Source organism: Providencia sp. PROV201, from assembly GCF_028479545.1.
GTDB lineage: Bacteria > Pseudomonadota > Gammaproteobacteria > Enterobacterales > Enterobacteriaceae > Providencia > Providencia huaxiensis.
Genome location: NZ_JAMPNW010000013.1, coordinates 41,360 through 57,706 on the forward strand (window position 1 = coordinate 41,360; position 16,347 = coordinate 57,706).

A 16,347-nucleotide genomic window follows, 5' to 3' on the forward strand; every position below is an offset into this window, starting at 1 on the left:
AATGACGCAACAGCAATTTAAACACGTAACAGTATTACTGGATGAAGCCGTGAACGGCTTAAACATTAAACCTAACGGTATCTATATCGATGGCACATTTGGGCGTGGGGGCCATTCAAGGCTGATATTAAGCCAGCTTGGCGAACAAGGGCGGTTGATCGCCATTGACCGTGACCCAGAAGCGATAAAAGCAGCTCAAGCAATTGATGACCCTCGTTTTATGATTAAACACGGCCCATTTTCTGCGATTGCAGAGTATGTGGAAGAAGAAGGTTTAGTTGGGCAAATTGATGGTGTATTGCTGGATTTAGGCGTCTCTTCACCGCAGTTAGATGACCCAGAGCGTGGCTTTTCATTTATGCGTGACGGGCCGTTAGATATGCGAATGGACCCAACCAAAGGGCAATCTGCACAGCAATGGTTGATGGACGCAGAAGCGGATGACATTGCTTGGGTTTTAAAAACTTTTGGTGAAGAGCGTTTTGCGAAACGAATTGCGAGAGCGATTGTTGAGCGTAACCATAACCCAGAAGAAGAGCCATTAACACGCACACGGCACCTGGCTGAATTAATCGCAAAAGTTAGTCCGATGAAAGATCGGCACAAACACCCAGCGACGCGTAGCTTCCAAGCCATACGGATTTATATCAATAGTGAATTGGAAGAGATAGAAAAAGCGCTAGAAGGCGCAATGAACGTTTTAGCTCCACAAGGTCGTTTATCGGTTATCAGCTTCCATTCTTTGGAAGACAGGTTAGTAAAGCGGTTTATCCGCAAAAACAGTAAAGGGCCATCAGTACCAGCAGGTATTCCGCTAACTGAAACGCAGATTAAAGCATTAGGCGCAGCGCAGTTACGTGACCTAGGCAAGATGAAACCTTCTGAAAACGAAATTGACGAAAATCCACGCGCACGGAGTTCTGTGTTGCGGTTTGCTGAAAAGGCGGCGGAATAATGGTTCCAGAAAGGCACAGCCTAGCACGCGTCATTGGGCGTGATTTATTTCGTTATGGCATCGTTCCTTTGATTTTATTGTCTGCAATTATAATTAGTGCCGTTTTTGTCGTGACTACCGCACATGAAACGCGTTTGTTAACGGCCGCAAAAGATAAATTGTATGAAGAAAAAGACTTATTAGATATCGAATGGCGCAATCTGATCCTTGAAGAAAATGCCCTTGCGAGCCATAGCCGAATAGAACGTTTATCGGTTGAAAAATTACAGATGGTACAAGTTGAACCATCACAAGAAAAAATTATTGTTTCTAAGCAATAAAAAAGGTTCCTAATGAAAGCACCAAAAACAGCGAAAAATAAGAAACAAGAAGAAAGCACCAGCTTTGTCCGCTGGCGCTTTATTTTGCTGTGCGGATGCATTGTCTTGGCGTTAGCAGGGTTGCTAACTCGGGTGGCTTATCTGCAAATTATTGCGCCAGAGAAACTGGTGAAAGAAGGCGATATGCGCTCTTTACGAGTGCAAGAAGTTGCAACCTCTCGAGGTATGATAAGCGACCGAGAAGGGCGGCAACTGGCGGTAAGTGTGCCCGTCAATGCGATTTGGGCAGACCCCAAAGAGGTGTTTGAAAAAGGGGGGATCAGCAATGACGAACACTGGAAAGCACTGGCAGACGCACTTGAAATTCCACTAGAACAAATTACGAGCAAAATATCGGCCAATCCAAGAGGCCGTTTTGTGTATTTAGCGCGCCAAGTTAACCCCTCTATTGGTGATTACGTTAAAAAATTAAAAATACCGGGTATTTACTTACGCAAAGAATCTCGTCGTTATTACCCATCAGGCCCAGTTACCGCTCACTTATTAGGGGTAACAAACATTGATGGTGAAGGGATTGAAGGGGTTGAAAAAAGCTTTGACCGTTGGTTAAAAGGTGCGCCGGGCGAACGTACTGTCCGCAAAGACCGTAATGGGCGAGTGATTGAAACGATTTCGTCTATTGACAGCCAAGCTGCGCATAATTTGACATTAAGTATTGATGAACGAATTCAATCGATTGTTTACCGTGAACTAACACGTGGCGTGCAGGAAAACAAAGCTGAATCGGGTGTGGCAATTTTAGTGGATGTTCATACCGGTGAAATTTTAGCTATGGCGAATAGCCCATCCTACAACCCAAATAACTTAACCGGTACATCAATGGATGCAATGCGTAACCGCGCCATTACGGATATTTTCGAACCGGGTTCGACGGTAAAACCGATGGTGGTAATGAGTGCGCTACATAACAGAATTATTAAAGAAAACTCAGTAATTAATACTTATCCATATCGTATTAGCGGCCATGAAATCAAAGACGTAGCACGATATGCAGAGCTAACAATTACTGGGATTTTACAGAAGTCGAGTAACGTAGGTGTTTCAAAACTTGCGTTAGCGATGCCTGCCACTGAGCTGGTGGATGTGTATAGCCGCTTTGGGTTTGGCAAGCCGACTAATCTGGGGTTAGTCGGGGAAAGTAGTGGCATCTTTCCAAGTAAAAAAACACGGTGGTCTGATTTAGATAGGGCCACCTTTTCTTTTGGCTACGGGCAAATGGTAACACCGTTACAGTTAGCGCGAGCCTACGCAACCATTGGTAGTTTTGGTATTTATCGGCCGCTATCCATCACAAAAGTTGATCCTCCTGTGTCAGGAACACGCGTTTTTCCTGAACCAATCATGCGAACAGTGGTTCATATGATGGAAAGCGTGGCTTTACCCGGAGGCGGGGGAGCACGAGCGGCAATTAAAGGCTACCGTATTGCGATTAAAACAGGGACTGCGAAAAAAGTGGGGCCTGAAGGGCGTTATATTAATAAATATTTAGCTTACGCTGCTGGTGTTGCTCCTGCGAGCAATCCACGCTATGCGTTAGTGGTGCTTATTAATGAGCCAAGCGCGGGTAGTTATTATGGTGGTGCAGTATCTGCACCGGTATTTGGTTCGATTATGGGCGGCGTTTTACGGTTGATGAACGTTGAACCTGATGCATTGCAACCAAATGAACAAAATGAAATTGTAAATAGTCAAAAAGAGGTTAAAAGTGGCAGATCGTAATCTTTGTGATCTACTCTCACCCTTTGGTGTGAGCACAACTCCAATCTCACTACGTGAGATGACGCTAGACAGCCGAAAGGCTGCCGCGGGCGATCTGTTTATTGCAATAAAAGGCCATCAATCGGATGGGCGACACTATATTCCTCAAGCGATTGCTCAAGGGGTTTCCGCTGTGATAGCGGAAGCAGAAGGTGAAGCCGTTGAAGGCGAAATTCGTTTTGTTCACGGTGTACCTGTTATTTATTTAAATGACCTGAATAACCGTTTATCAGCTCTTGCGGGTGAGTTTTATCAGCAGCCATCAGCAAATATGAAACTTGTTGGCGTGACCGGTACTAATGGCAAAACAACCACGACACAATTAATTGCTCAGTGGGCTCATGGACTAGGGGAAACTAGCGCTGTAATGGGAACTGTGGGTAATGGCTTATTAGGCCATGTATCACCAAGCGAAAACACCACAGGCTCTGCGGTAGATATCCAACTTGAATTGACTCAGTTATTAAACCAAAAAGCGACATTAACCGCGATGGAAGTGTCTTCTCATGGCTTAGTGCAAGGTCGTGTTGCCGCTTTACAGTTCGATGCCGCTGTGTTTACTAATTTAAGCCGTGATCACCTTGACTATCACGGTGACATGGAAAGTTATGAAGCCGCGAAATGGCTATTGTTTTCTACACATAATGCAAAATCGCAAATCATCAATGCAGATGATGTTATTGGCTTGAAATGGCTACAACGTTTACCACAAGCCTGCGCTGTTACGATGGAAAACCGTATCCCAGCAAACTGGCAAGGGCCATGGTTGAAAGCCACTGAAGTGGAATACCACGACAAGGGCGCGACCATTCATTTTGACTCCACTTGGGGCAAAGGCGCATTTGAAAGCCCACTGATGGGGGCATTTAATGTCAGCAACTTATTAGTTGCAATGGCAACCTTGCTAATGATGGGGTATCCATTGGATAAACTGCTTGCGGCGGCCTCTTCATTGTCACCCGTTTGCGGTCGAATGGAAGTGTTCAGTGCACCAAACAAACCGACCGTTGTTGTCGACTATGCACATACACCAGATGCGTTAGAAAAAGCCTTAGCGGCAGCGCGTTTGCATTGTAAAGGGCAACTTTGGTGTGTATTTGGGTGCGGTGGTGACCGTGACAAAGGCAAGCGCCCTCTAATGGGAGCAGCCGCAGAAGAGTATGCAGATAAAATCGTTATCACTGACGATAACCCACGCAGCGAAGACCCAATTGATATTATCAACGACATCATGGCGGGCTTATTAGACTCAAGCCGTGCTTTGGCCATTCCGGGTCGCCCAGAAGCCGTGACAAACACCATTTTACAAGCATCTCCTGATGATGTGATTGTGATCGCTGGTAAAGGTCATGAAGATTATCAAATTATTGGCAATCGTAAATTAGATTACTCAGACCGTTTAACGGTAGCACGTCTGCTGGGGGTAATCGCATGATCTCGCTAACACTCGCTCAATTGGCGCAAGTAACTCAAGGGCAAGTTGAATCTGTTGCAGATACAACGCTCTTGATTAGCGCAGTGAGTACGGATAGCCGCAAAATTGCTGAGAATTGCCTCTTTATTGCTTTAAAAGGTGAACGCTTCGACGCCCATGATTTTGCACAGCAAGTGGTGGTTTCGGGAGCGAAAGCATTACTCGTTGAGCGCAAACTGGAAGTGGATTGCCCTCAAATCATCGTGAAAGACACGCGTATTGCGATGGGCCAATTAGCAGCATGGGTTCGTCAGCAAAGTAGAGCTCGAATTGTTGGTTTGACGGGGTCTTCAGGCAAAACATCGGTCAAAGAAATGACCGCATCCATATTATCTGAGCGCGGTAAAACTTTATATACTGCCGGTAATTTAAACAACGATATTGGTGTGCCTTTGACACTATTTCGTTTAACCCATGATGATGACTTCGCGGTGATAGAAATGGGTGCTAATCACCCAAATGAAATCGCCTACACAACCAATATTGTTAAACCAGAAGCGGCGTTAGTTAACAATTTATTTGCTGCGCACTTAGCGGGCTTTGGTTCACCTGAAGGGGTTGCTAAAGCGAAAGGTGAAATTTATCAAGGCGTTCCTGAAGAAGGAACCGCGATTGTTAACCTTGATAGCTACAGTGAAAAATGGCAGTTTCAGCCACGCCAAACAGTGTGGCATTACTCGCTAACGCCACAAGCAAAAGCGGATTTCTATCCTTCTGATATCCAAGTGAAACAGCTGACTACGGATTTTGTGTTACATACCCCTGTTGGAAGCGTTGATATCACTTTGCCATTACCAGGGCTACATAATATCGCGAATGTATTAGCAGCGAGTGCATTGGCGATTTCAGTTGGCGCTAGCCTAGAAGACATCAAAAACGGCTTAGCAAAAACACAAGCAGTACCAGGGCGTTTATATCCAGTGCGCTTGAGTGAGCACAAAGTGGTATTAGACGACACTTATAACGCGAATGATGGCTCGATGATTGCGGCAATTCATGTCCTTGAAAAAATGCCGGGCTACCGCATCTTGGTGGTTGGGGATATGGGGGAGCTGGGCGATTATGCAGAAGATTGCCATCAGCGTGTTGGTGTTGCCGCTAAGCAGGCTGGCTTAGACAAAGTATTCAGTGTTGGTCAATTAAGTGAGTTGATCAGCCAATTTAGTGAGTGTGGTGAGCACTTCACAGTGAAAGCAGATTTATTAACCCGACTAATTCCGCTAGCACAGCAGAAGGACGTTGTTTCTATTTTAGTTAAAGGTTCACGCAGCTCCGCGATGGAAGATGTGGTGAATGCATTGAAGGAGTGCTTCGAATGTTAGTCTGGCTTGCCGAAATGTTGGTCCACAAGTTTTCTGTTCTGAACGTCTTCTCTTATTTGACGTTCAGGGCCATTGTCGGTTTGCTGACAGCACTCGCTATTGCATTGTGGATGGGGCCTCATTTAATTGCTTACCTACAAAAAATGCAAATTGGTCAAGTCGTTCGTAACGAAGGCCCTGAGTCTCACTTTAGTAAGCGTGGAACCCCAACCATGGGCGGGTTATTAATTTTATTTTCAATCACCGTTTCAACGTTGCTATGGGCTCGCTTAGACAACCCTTACGTTTGGTGTGTTCTGCTTGTGCTCGTTGGGTATGGTATTGTCGGTTTTGTTGATGATTACCGTAAAGTGGTACGCAAAGATACTCGTGGTTTAATCGCCCGTTGGAAATATTTTTGGCAATCCGTGATTGCGTTAATTGTTGCCTTTTCCATGTACGCGATTGGTAAAGATACTCCGGCAACTCAGTTAGTTGTGCCATTTTTCAAAGACGTAATGCCACAACTGGGCATGCTGTATATTTTGCTGACGTATTTTGTGATTGTTGGAACCAGTAACGCCGTAAACCTAACCGATGGTTTGGATGGCTTAGCTATCATGCCAACAGTATTTGTTGCAGCAGGTTTTGCATTAGTGGCATGGGCAACAGGTAACGTCAATTTTGCCAGTTACTTACATATTCCATTCTTACCCCACGCAGGTGAATTAGTGATTGTCTGTACTGCCATTGTTGGAGCAGGGTTAGGCTTCTTATGGTTTAACACTTATCCAGCGCAAGTATTTATGGGGGATGTTGGCTCATTGGCGCTTGGTGGTGCTCTAGGGACTATTGCGGTATTACTGCGCCAAGAGTTTTTATTAGTGATTATGGGCGGTGTGTTCGTCGTTGAGACGCTGTCAGTTATTTTACAAGTCGGTTCATTTAAATTGCGCGGACAACGTATTTTCCGTATGGCACCAATTCACCACCATTATGAATTGAAGGGTTGGCCAGAGCCACGTGTTATCGTGCGTTTCTGGATTATCTCGCTAATGTTAGTCCTGATTGGGCTGGCAACCTTGAAGGTGCGTTAATATGGTCGATTATCAGGGTAAGAACGTAGTCATTATTGGGCTGGGGATTACCGGCCTATCTTGCGTTCACTTTTTCTTGGCACGTGGTGTTGTACCCCGTGTTATGGATACCCGTGCAGTGCCGCCAGGTGTGGACAAACTCCCAGCAAGTGTGGAATGTCATAGTGGTAGCTTGAATAATAGCTGGCTACAGGAAGCCGATTTAATTGTTGCTAGTCCAGGAATTGCGTTGGCAACGCCTCAGTTACAGCAAGCGGCAGAAAACGGCATCGAAATTGTGGGTGATATCGAACTGTTTTGCCGTGAAGCGGATGCACCGATTGTCGCCATTACCGGTTCAAATGGTAAAAGTACCGTCACGTCATTGGTGGGTGAAATGGCGAAAGTAGCGGGTATTTCAGTTGGTGTTGGTGGAAATATTGGTACGCCTGCGCTTTCATTACTCAATGCAGGGCATCGTTTATACGTTTTAGAGCTTTCAAGCTTCCAACTAGAAACCACATCAAGCCTAGAAGCGACCGCTGCGACGGTCTTAAATATTAGTGAAGATCATATGGATAGATATCCATTAGGTCTAGACCAGTACCGTGAAGCAAAATTAAAAATTTATCACAATGCTCAAAACTGCATTGTTAACGTACAAGATGCGCTGACCTTACCCGCAAATCATACTTTGGGTGAATGCATTAGCTTTGGCTTAAATAGTGGTGATTATTTCTTTGATACTCAAAAACGGGTGTTAGTGGCGAAAGGAAAAGAGCTGCTCGATGTCAACGAAATGCACCTAACGGGTCAACATAATTATCTCAATGGGTTAGCCGCGTTAGCATTGGCGGATGCCGTGAATATTCCTCGCTCTGCATGCCTTCAAGTCTTGAAAGAATATACGGGGCTAGCACATCGCTTCGAGTTAGTGTTATTCAACAACGGTGTGCGCTGGATTAATGACTCTAAAGCCACAAATGTTGGAAGTACGGAAGCGGCGTTAAATGGGTTACATGTGGATGGCAATATCTATTTATTATTGGGTGGTGATGGTAAGTCAGCTGATTTTTCACCACTAAAACAATATATTGCTGCGGATAACTACCGTCTATACTGTTTTGGTCGTGATGGGAAAGCATTAGCCGATATGGCACCTGAAAAATCCGTATTGACTGAAACTATGGAACAAAGCTTACGCCAAATTGCGCCACAATTAAAAGCGGGGGACATGGTGTTGTTATCCCCTGCATGTGCCAGCTTGGATCAGTTTAAAAGTTTTGAGCAGCGTGGGACCGTCTTTGCTCAATTAGCCCAGGAGCTAGGTTAATGACGATACCGGGTGCGATGCGTTTAAAAAATTGGGTCATTGGTGAAAAAAATGGCGTGATTTCAGGCTCAACGCTTTACGACCGTACATTGGTGTGGTTGGCATTCGGTTTAGCCGCGGTGGGTTTTATTATGGTCACATCCGCCTCCATGCCAGTTGGCCAGCGCTTAACGGAAGATCCTTTTTATTTTGCTAAGCGTGATGTGGTGTATATCGTCATCGCGTTTATTTTAGCCCTAGGTGTCATGCGTATTCCGATGGCGGTTTGGGAAAAGTACAACTTCGTATTATTGATGGTTTCACTTGGCATGCTCGTCGTGGTACTGGTGGCAGGGAGTTCAGTTAACGGGGCATCTCGCTGGATAGATATCGGTTTGGTTAAAATTCAACCGGCAGAAATTTCGAAATTTACGTTATTCTGTTACGTGTCCAGTTATTTAGTGCGTAAGTCTGATGAAGTCAGAACCCGTTTTCTTGGCTTTATCAAACCGATGTGTATTTTGATTGTGATGGCGTCATTGCTTTTATTACAACCTGACTTAGGGACCGTTATCGTATTAGTGGTAACCACTCTGGGGTTGTTGTTTTTAGCAGGAGCAAGGTTAGCCCCCTTTATTATTGGTATTGCCGCTTGTGCGGTGGGGGTATTGGCTTTGATTTGGTTCGAGCCGTACCGCTTACGTCGAGTGACGTCGTTTTTGAACCCGTGGGATGACCCGTTTGGCAGTGGTTATCAGCTAACCCAATCTTTAATGGCCTTTGGTCGTGGTGAAATGTTTGGGCAAGGGTTAGGAAATTCAGTACAAAAATTAGAATACTTGCCAGAAGCACATACTGACTTTATTTTCTCAGTTTTAGCCGAAGAGCTCGGGTACTTTGGCGTTGTATTGGTTCTGCTGATGGTCTTTATGCTGGCATTTAGGGCGATGATGATTGGCCGTCGCGCATTGATGTCGAACCAATTATTCGGTGGTTATTTGGCTTGTTCAATTGGTATTTGGTTTACCTTCCAAGCTTTGGTTAACGTCGGTGCCGCATCAGGCATGTTACCAACAAAAGGTTTAACACTACCGCTAATTAGTTATGGTGGTTCGAGTTTACTGGTGATGGCTGCCGCCATTGCGATATTACTGAGAATTGATTTTGAAACACGCCTTGAAAAAGCGCAGGCGTTTGTAAGGAGCACTAAATGAGTCAGGCAAAGAAATTACTCGTCATGGCAGGTGGAACCGGAGGGCATGTTTTTCCGGGGTTAGCTGTGGCTCATTATTTGCAGGCTCAAGGCTGGGAGATCCGTTGGTTAGGTACGGCTGACCGAATGGAAGCCACATTAGTCCCTAAGCATGGTATCGATATTGAATTTATTCAAATTTCGGGACTCAGGGGTAAAGGTATTGCCGCACAACTGGGGGCACCATGGCGTATTTATAAAGCTATTCGCCAAGCAAAAACGATTATCAAACGTTATCAGCCAGATGCGGTATTAGGCATGGGGGGCTATGTTTCAGGTCCCGGTGGTATTGCGGCATGGCAATGCGGTGTACCCGTTGTGCTTCATGAACAAAATGGAATCGCGGGTTTAACGAATAAATGGTTATCGCGGATCGCAAAAAGAGTGTTACAAGCCTTTCCGGGCGCATTTCCTGACGCACCAGTTGTCGGGAACCCGGTACGTGAAGATGTTTTAGCACTACCGGCACCCCAGGTACGTTTAGCAGGCCGAGAAGGCGCTGTACGCGTATTAGTCGTTGGTGGTAGCCAAGGGGCACGGGTTTTGAATCAAGTGATGCCTCTTGTTGCTGAAAAAGTAGGCAAACAGTTAAATATCTGGCATCAAGCGGGAAAAGGCAGTAAGGAATCAACAGAAGCATTGTATAATGAGCATATGCAAGTTTCAGGCAATTCCGAGTATAAAGTTACTGAATTTATTGATGATATGGCGCAAGCTTACGCATGGGCAGATATTGTCGTCTGTCGGTCTGGTGCACTAACAGTAAGTGAAATTGCAGCCGCAGGTTTACCGGCTATTTTTGTTCCTTTTCAACATAAAGACCGTCAGCAGTATTGGAATGCATTACCGCTAGAAAAAGCAGGGGCGGCTAAAATTTTAGAACAGTCACAATTTACCGCAGATGCTGTGGCGAGCTTATTAGAGCAATGGGATAGAAACGAATTACTCTCAATGGCTGAAAAAGCGCATAGCTGTGCAATTACTGATGCAACAGAACGAGTTGCTGCCGTGATTTGCGAAGTGGCTAAATAATATTAGCCATAATTGATACCGAATTAATTAGAAGCGAAGAAATATAGTGAATACACAACAATTAGCGAAATTAAGAACATCAGTGCCAGAAATGAGAAGAGTCAGGCACATCCATTTTGTCGGCATCGGCGGTGCTGGCATGGGTGGTATCGCTGAAGTGTTGGCAAATGAAGGCTATGAAATTAGCGGTTCAGATTTAGCACCCAATGCAGTGACACAACAATTAACCGCATTAGGCGCAACGATTTACTTTAATCACCGCCCAGAGAACGTTGAAAATGCGAGCGTTGTCGTCGTATCAACAGCGATTTCAAGCGAGAACCCTGAAATTCAAGCCGCCAAAGAATTGCGTATTCCAGTTATTCGCCGTGCAGAAATGTTAGCTGAATTAATGCGTTACCGTCATGGTATTGCCGTTGCAGGTACCCACGGGAAAACCACCACCACAGCAATGATTTCTGGGATTTATGCACAAGCAGGCCTTGACCCTACATTTGTGAATGGGGGCTTAGTTAAATCAGCAGGAACACACGCGCGTTTAGGTAGTAGCCGCTACTTGATAGCAGAAGCTGATGAAAGCGATGCTTCGTTCTTACATTTGCAACCGTTAGTTGCCGTTGTGACAAATATCGAAGCAGACCATATGGATACTTACCAAGGCGACTTCGATAATTTAACGAATACGTTCATTAATTTCTTGCACAATCTGCCATTTTACGGGCGTGCAGTGATGTGTATTGATGACCCTGTGATCCGCTCGTTACTACCAAAAATTGGTCGTTACATTACCACTTATGGTTTTAGTGAAGACGCTGATGTGCGTATCACCCAATATGAGCAAAAAGGAAATCAAGGCTTTTTCACCATTGCCCGTGAAAATATGCCAGAGCTGACGGTGGTTCTAAATGCACCGGGACGTCACAATGCCCTTAATGCGACAGCTGCCGTTGCTGTTGCAACTGAAGAAGGTATTGATGACCTTCATATTTTATCTGCACTAGTTGAATTTCAAGGTACGGGTCGTCGCTTTGATTTCCTAGGGAATTTCCCTCTGCGTAATGTGAATGGTAAAGAGGGGGAAGTGATGCTAGTCGATGACTATGGTCACCACCCAACGGAAGTTGACGCAACGATTAAAGCAGCGAGAGCAGGTTGGCCAGATAAACGCATTGTTATGGTATTCCAACCGCATCGTTATACTCGTACTCGTGACTTATACGATGATTTTGTTAATGTTTTAGGGCAGGTAGATGTGCTGCTAATGCTAGATGTATATTCAGCGGGTGAAAAGCATGTACCGGGTGCGGATAGCCGCTCATTATGTAGAACAATTCGTGGCCGCGGTCAGATTGATCCTATTTATGTAGCAGATACTGAACAAATTCCACATATTTTAGCTCAAACTCTTGATGAAAATGATTTAATTTTAGTTCAAGGCGCAGGAAATATTGGTAAAATAGCCAAAAACTTGGCAGAAGCAAAATTACAGCCACCGATGGTTGAGGAATAAAAATGACAGAGAAAGTTGCGGTTCTATTAGGGGGCTCATCCGCTGAACGTGAGGTTTCACTTCAGTCAGGAAATGCTGTGCTGGCGGGGTTACGCCAAGCAGGCATTGATGCTCATCCTATTGATCCCCAAGATTTCCCTGTAGAAACACTGAAAGATGCAGGTTTCAATAAAGTTTTTATTGCATTACATGGCCGTGGTGGTGAAGACGGGACATTGCAAGGGCTGCTAGAAACATTAAATCTGCCTTATACCGGCAGTGGTGTTATGGCTTGTGCACTTAGCATGGATAAGCTGAGAACAAAACAATTATGGCAAGGTGCAGGGCTAAGTGTGTCGCCATATGTTTACTTAACAAAGCAGCAGTATAAGCAGGCTTCTCGTGAACAAATTGTTGCTAAAGTACAATTGCTAGGGTTACCGCTCATTGTGAAGCCGAGCCTAGAAGGCTCAAGTGTTGGCATGAGTAAAGTTGATAGCTTAGAGGCATTGCCCGCTGCATTGGATCTCGCGTTTCAATTTGATGAAACATTGTTAATTGAAAAATGGTTGAGTGGCCCTGAGTTCACGGTTGCAGTGTTGGGAGATAACGCTCTGCCGTCAATTCGTATTCAACCACCGGGTATTTTTTATGATTACGAAGCGAAATATTTATCTGATGAAACCCAATACTTTTGCCCAAGTGGCCTAGGTGAACAGCTCGAGTCTGAACTCGCAGACTTAGCGCTGAAAGCATACCAAGTTGTTGGCTGCGAAGGTTGGGGACGAGTTGATGTAATGCAAGATAACGATGGTCAATTTTATCTGCTGGAAGTTAATACATCGCCAGGTATGACAAGCCATAGCTTAGTACCGATGGCAGCTCGTCAAGCGGGGATGAGTTTTTCACAGTTAGTTGTACAAATTTTGAAATTGGCTCGTTGATATGTCACAAGCAGCACTAAATGTTAGGCATCATAATCAGAAGAACGACGAGGACCCGCGTTCAGGGCCAAGTAATGGTGCGTTTTTAGGTGGGTTATTTTTCTTTCTATTTGTGGTTGGCACTATCATCTGGAGTGGTTGGATGGTGATGACTTGGATGAAAGATGCTGACAGGCTGCCGATGTCTAAATTGGTGCTAACGGGTGAACGCCATTACACCAAAAATGATGATGTCAGAAAGGCCATTTTAGCGTTAGGGCAGCCGGGAACGTTTATGACCGTCGATGTCAACGCTATCCAAAACCAAATAAGTATGATGCCATGGGTACGCCAAGTGACAGTGCGTAAACAATGGCCAGATGAATTGAAAATTCATATTGTTGAATACCGCCCATTCGCTAGGTGGAATGATCAAAACATGGTGGATGAACAAGGCCGAGTATTTAATTTGCCGGTTAGCGAAAATGGTAAAGGGGACTATGTGTTGCTTTATGGGCCACAAGGTAGCCAGAAAGAGGTTCTCAAAGAATATTCTATCTTTAAGAACACATTAGCGGCACATAACCTAAAGCTAAAATCACTATCGATGACAGCCAGACACGCATGGCAAATTATTTTAGACAACGATGTTAGAATTGAATTAGGTAAGAAAGAAGTGTCAGAGCGGTTAAATAGGTTCCTTGAACTGTATCCGCTTTTGCAGCAAACAACGGATAAACGTGTTGACTATGTTGACTTACGTTATTCCAGTGGTGCTGCGGTGGGCTGGGCGCCACTCTTGGTCGATGCTCCACCGGAGTTACAATAAAGACGATGACTAATAACAAAAATTAGGCAGAAAAAATGATTAAAGCAACGGACAGAAAATTAGTGGTAGGCCTTGAAATTGGAACTTCCAAGGTATCAGCCCTTGTTGGCGAAATTCTGCCCGATGGTATGGTTAATATTATTGGGGTGGGAAGTTGTCCATCTCGTGGAATGGACAAAGGTGGCGTAAACGACCTTGAATCAGTGGTAAAATGTGTACAAAGAGCCATTGATCAGGCGGAACTTATGGCCGACTGCCAAATTTCATCGGTTTACCTTGCACTATCGGGTAAGCACGTCAGTTGCCAAAATGAAATTGGTATGGTGCCAGTTTCAGAAGAAGAAGTGACGCAAGAAGATGTTGACAGTGTTGTGCATACAGCAAAATCAGTGCGTGTTCGTGATGAACACAGAATTTTGCACGTGATACCGCAAGAATTTGCAATAGATTACCAAGAAGGGATTAAAAACCCAGTTGGTTTATCGGGTGTACGTATGCAAGCTAAAGTTCATTTGATTACCTGCCATAACGATATGGCGAAAAATATTGTTAAAGCCGTTGAACGTTGTGGGTTAAAAGTTGATCAGCTTATTTTTGCTGGTCTCGCTGCAAGTTATAGCGTTTTAACGGAAGATGAGCGTGAATTAGGTGTATGTGTCGTCGATATTGGCGGCGGTACTATGGATATGGCGGTTTATACTGGTGGGGCTTTGCGTCATACGAAAGTGATCCCCTATGCAGGTAACGTGGTGACAAGTGACATCGCGTATGCGTTTGGAACACCTCCAAGTGATGCCGAAGCCATTAAAGTGCGTCATGGTTGTGCAGTCGGTTCTATCGTTAGTAAAGATGAAACTGTCGAAGTGCCGAGTGTTGGTGGGCGACCACCACGAAGTTTACAGCGTCAAACCTTAGCAGAAGTTATCGAGCCACGGTATACTGAGCTGTTAAACTTAGTAAATGAAGAAATTTTAAATTTACAGGAACAGTTGCGTCAACAAGGTGTCAAACACCATTTGGCAGCTGGTATCGTGTTGACTGGTGGGGCCGCACAAATTGATGGTTTAGTCGAATGTGCGCAAAAAGTGTTCCATACGCAAGTGCGAATTGGTACACCGCTCAACATCACAGGGTTAACGGATTATGCGCAGGAGCCATATTATTCAACAGCAGTAGGGCTTCTGCATTACGGTAAAGAAAGCCATTTAGGCGATGATACCGAAGTAGAAAAACGTGCATCAGTTAGTGGATGGTTTAGTAAAATCACCAGTTGGCTGAGAAAAGAATTTTAATTTTGATAAAGAAGCATATTATTAGCTTCAAAAGTAGTAAGCACAAAACGGAGAGACATTATGTTTGAACCAATGGAGCTAACCAACGATGCGGTGATTAAAGTCATCGGCGTTGGCGGCGGCGGCGGTAACGCCGTTGAACACATGGTGCGTGAACGTATTGAAGGCGTTGAATTCTTCGCTGTCAATACAGATGCACAAGCGCTGCGTAAAACCGCAGTTGGACAAACTATCCAGATCGGTACAGGTATTACCAAAGGTCTGGGTGCAGGTGCAAACCCTGAAGTTGGCCGTAATGCCGCTGAAGAGGACCGTGAAGCGCTGCGTAATGCTTTAGATGGCGCAGATATGGTCTTTATCGCAGCCGGTATGGGCGGTGGCACAGGGACTGGCGCAGCTCCGGTTGTTGCCGAAGTTGCCAAAGAATTGGGTATTCTGACAGTTGCTGTTGTGACTAAACCTTTCAATTTCGAAGGGAAAAAGCGCATGGCATTTGCAGAAGCGGGTATCACTGAGTTGTCAAAACATGTTGACTCACTGATCACTATCCCAAATGATAAATTATTAAAAGTACTTGGTCGTGGTATCTCATTACTGGATGCTTTCGGTGCGGCAAATGACGTACTAAAAGGTGCAGTACAAGGTATCGCTGAACTGATTACTCGCCCAGGTTTAATGAACGTAGACTTTGCTGACGTACGTACTGTGATGTCAGAAATGGGCTACGCGATGATGGGGTCAGGTGTTGCTCGTGGTGAAGATAGAGCAGAAGAAGCGGCAGAAATGGCTATTTCTAGTCCACTTCTTGAAGATATCGACCTGTCTGGTGCACGTGGTGTATTAGTTAACATCACGGCTGGCTTCGACCTGCGTTTAGATGAGTTTGAAACGGTAGGTAACACTATTCGTGCCTTCGCATCTGATAATGCAACAGTGGTAATCGGTACATCTCTTGACCCAGAAATGCACGAAGAACTGCGTGTCACTGTTGTTGCTACGGGTATTGGTATGGACAAACGTCCAGAAATTACTTTAGTTAGCAACAAAATGTCTCAGCAGGCGTCAATGGAACAACGCTATCAGCAAATGCAAAATAGCATGTCTTCATTAACAGAAGAGAAACCAGCTGCTAAAGCAGTTAACGACCAAAATACGCAAACAAACAAAGAACCAGATTATCTTGATATTCCTGCGTTCTTGCGTAAGCAGGCCGATTAATTTTATTTATATTGGTTTCTCCGCTTTTTGTGCTAAAATTTCCTACTGATTATCTT

The 16,347-nt window shown here is 44.8% G+C and carries 14 protein-coding genes; all 14 read left to right on the top strand.

What is annotated here, in order from left to right:
* Window position 1: 1 nt before the first annotated feature.
* From rsmH to ftsZ, 14 genes are read left to right on the top strand one after another with little or no spacing between them, the layout of a single operon-like run.
* Entirely contained in the window at window positions 2–955 is a 954-nt protein-coding gene (rsmH, locus tag PR809_RS12200; RefSeq protein WP_102137386.1) for a 16S rRNA (cytosine(1402)-N(4))-methyltransferase RsmH, read from the top strand.
* Window positions 955–1,275, top strand: coding sequence for a cell division protein FtsL (gene ftsL, locus PR809_RS12205; protein ID WP_102137387.1), 321 nt, complete (start codon window positions 955–957; stop codon window positions 1,273–1,275). The genes rsmH and ftsL overlap by 1 nt, the downstream gene beginning before the upstream one ends.
* Before the next feature lie 12 nt (window positions 1,276–1,287).
* A complete protein-coding gene (gene ftsI / locus PR809_RS12210) occupies window positions 1,288–3,054 on the top strand; it encodes a peptidoglycan glycosyltransferase FtsI (RefSeq protein ID WP_181490089.1) in 1,767 nt (588 codons plus the stop codon).
* Window positions 3,041–4,528 carry a UDP-N-acetylmuramoyl-L-alanyl-D-glutamate--2,6-diaminopimelate ligase gene (gene murE, locus PR809_RS12215; protein WP_206276560.1) on the top strand — a complete coding sequence of 496 codons (1,488 nt, stop codon included), beginning with the start codon at window positions 3,041–3,043 and terminating at the stop codon, window positions 4,526–4,528. The genes ftsI and murE overlap by 14 nt, the downstream gene beginning before the upstream one ends.
* Window positions 4,525–5,889, top strand: a complete 1,365-nt coding sequence (gene murF, locus PR809_RS12220) for a UDP-N-acetylmuramoyl-tripeptide--D-alanyl-D-alanine ligase (protein WP_206276561.1) — start codon at window positions 4,525–4,527, stop codon at window positions 5,887–5,889. The genes murE and murF overlap by 4 nt, the downstream gene beginning before the upstream one ends.
* Entirely contained in the window at window positions 5,883–6,965 is a 1,083-nt protein-coding gene (gene mraY / locus PR809_RS12225; RefSeq protein ID WP_004262035.1) for a phospho-N-acetylmuramoyl-pentapeptide-transferase, read from the top strand. Before murF ends, mraY begins: the two co-directional genes overlap by 7 nt.
* A gap of 1 nt (window position 6,966) precedes the next feature.
* Window positions 6,967–8,277, top strand: coding sequence for a UDP-N-acetylmuramoyl-L-alanine--D-glutamate ligase (gene murD / locus PR809_RS12230; protein ID WP_206276562.1), 1,311 nt, complete (start codon window positions 6,967–6,969; stop codon window positions 8,275–8,277).
* Window positions 8,277–9,470: a cell division protein FtsW gene (gene ftsW / locus PR809_RS12235; RefSeq protein ID WP_102137392.1), complete on the top strand. Its 1,194-nt coding sequence runs from the start codon at window positions 8,277–8,279 to the stop codon at window positions 9,468–9,470. The genes murD and ftsW overlap by 1 nt, the downstream gene beginning before the upstream one ends.
* A complete protein-coding gene (gene murG, locus PR809_RS12240) occupies window positions 9,467–10,540 on the top strand; it encodes an undecaprenyldiphospho-muramoylpentapeptide beta-N-acetylglucosaminyltransferase (RefSeq protein WP_195697540.1) in 1,074 nt (357 codons plus the stop codon). The genes ftsW and murG overlap by 4 nt, the downstream gene beginning before the upstream one ends.
* A 46-nt stretch (window positions 10,541–10,586) precedes the next feature.
* Window positions 10,587–12,050: a UDP-N-acetylmuramate--L-alanine ligase gene (gene murC / locus PR809_RS12245; protein ID WP_102137394.1), complete on the top strand. Its 1,464-nt coding sequence runs from the start codon at window positions 10,587–10,589 to the stop codon at window positions 12,048–12,050.
* Window positions 12,051–12,052: 2 nt separating this feature from the next.
* Window positions 12,053–12,973 (top strand): D-alanine--D-alanine ligase, encoded by a 921-nt coding sequence (locus PR809_RS12250; protein ID WP_206276563.1) that lies wholly within the window; start codon window positions 12,053–12,055, stop codon window positions 12,971–12,973.
* A 1-nt stretch (window position 12,974) separates the two neighbouring features.
* Complete coding sequence (gene ftsQ, locus PR809_RS12255) at window positions 12,975–13,781, top strand: cell division protein FtsQ (RefSeq protein WP_102137396.1); 807 nt, start codon at window positions 12,975–12,977, stop codon at window positions 13,779–13,781.
* A gap of 35 nt (window positions 13,782–13,816) precedes the next feature.
* The gene (gene ftsA / locus PR809_RS12260; RefSeq protein ID WP_004262024.1) at window positions 13,817–15,073 is read left to right on the top strand and encodes a cell division protein FtsA; all 1,257 of its coding nucleotides are present in this window, start codon (window positions 13,817–13,819) and stop codon (window positions 15,071–15,073) included.
* A 60-nt stretch (window positions 15,074–15,133) separates the two neighbouring features.
* Complete coding sequence (gene ftsZ / locus PR809_RS12265; protein ID WP_004262022.1) at window positions 15,134–16,291, top strand: cell division protein FtsZ; 1,158 nt, start codon at window positions 15,134–15,136, stop codon at window positions 16,289–16,291.
* The last annotated feature ends 56 nt before the right edge of the window (window positions 16,292–16,347 follow it).

Coding starts and splice junctions, on each gene's coding strand:
- murG (WP_195697540.1), top strand. CDS start 9,467: ATGAGTCAGGCAAAGAAATTACTCGTCATGGCAGGTGGAACCGGAGGG.
- ftsW (WP_102137392.1), top strand. CDS start 8,277: ATGACGATACCGGGTGCGATGCGTTTAAAAAATTGGGTCATTGGTGAA.
- murD (WP_206276562.1), top strand. CDS start 6,967: ATGGTCGATTATCAGGGTAAGAACGTAGTCATTATTGGGCTGGGGATT.
- ftsA (WP_004262024.1), top strand. CDS start 13,817: ATGATTAAAGCAACGGACAGAAAATTAGTGGTAGGCCTTGAAATTGGA.
- PR809_RS12250 (WP_206276563.1), top strand. CDS start 12,053: ATGACAGAGAAAGTTGCGGTTCTATTAGGGGGCTCATCCGCTGAACGT.
- ftsL (WP_102137387.1), top strand. CDS start 955: ATGGTTCCAGAAAGGCACAGCCTAGCACGCGTCATTGGGCGTGATTTA.
- ftsZ (WP_004262022.1), top strand. CDS start 15,134: ATGTTTGAACCAATGGAGCTAACCAACGATGCGGTGATTAAAGTCATC.
- ftsI (WP_181490089.1), top strand. CDS start 1,288: ATGAAAGCACCAAAAACAGCGAAAAATAAGAAACAAGAAGAAAGCACC.
- rsmH (WP_102137386.1), top strand. CDS start 2: ATGACGCAACAGCAATTTAAACACGTAACAGTATTACTGGATGAAGCC.
- mraY (WP_004262035.1), top strand. CDS start 5,883: ATGTTAGTCTGGCTTGCCGAAATGTTGGTCCACAAGTTTTCTGTTCTG.
- murF (WP_206276561.1), top strand. CDS start 4,525: ATGATCTCGCTAACACTCGCTCAATTGGCGCAAGTAACTCAAGGGCAA.
- ftsQ (WP_102137396.1), top strand. CDS start 12,975: ATGTCACAAGCAGCACTAAATGTTAGGCATCATAATCAGAAGAACGAC.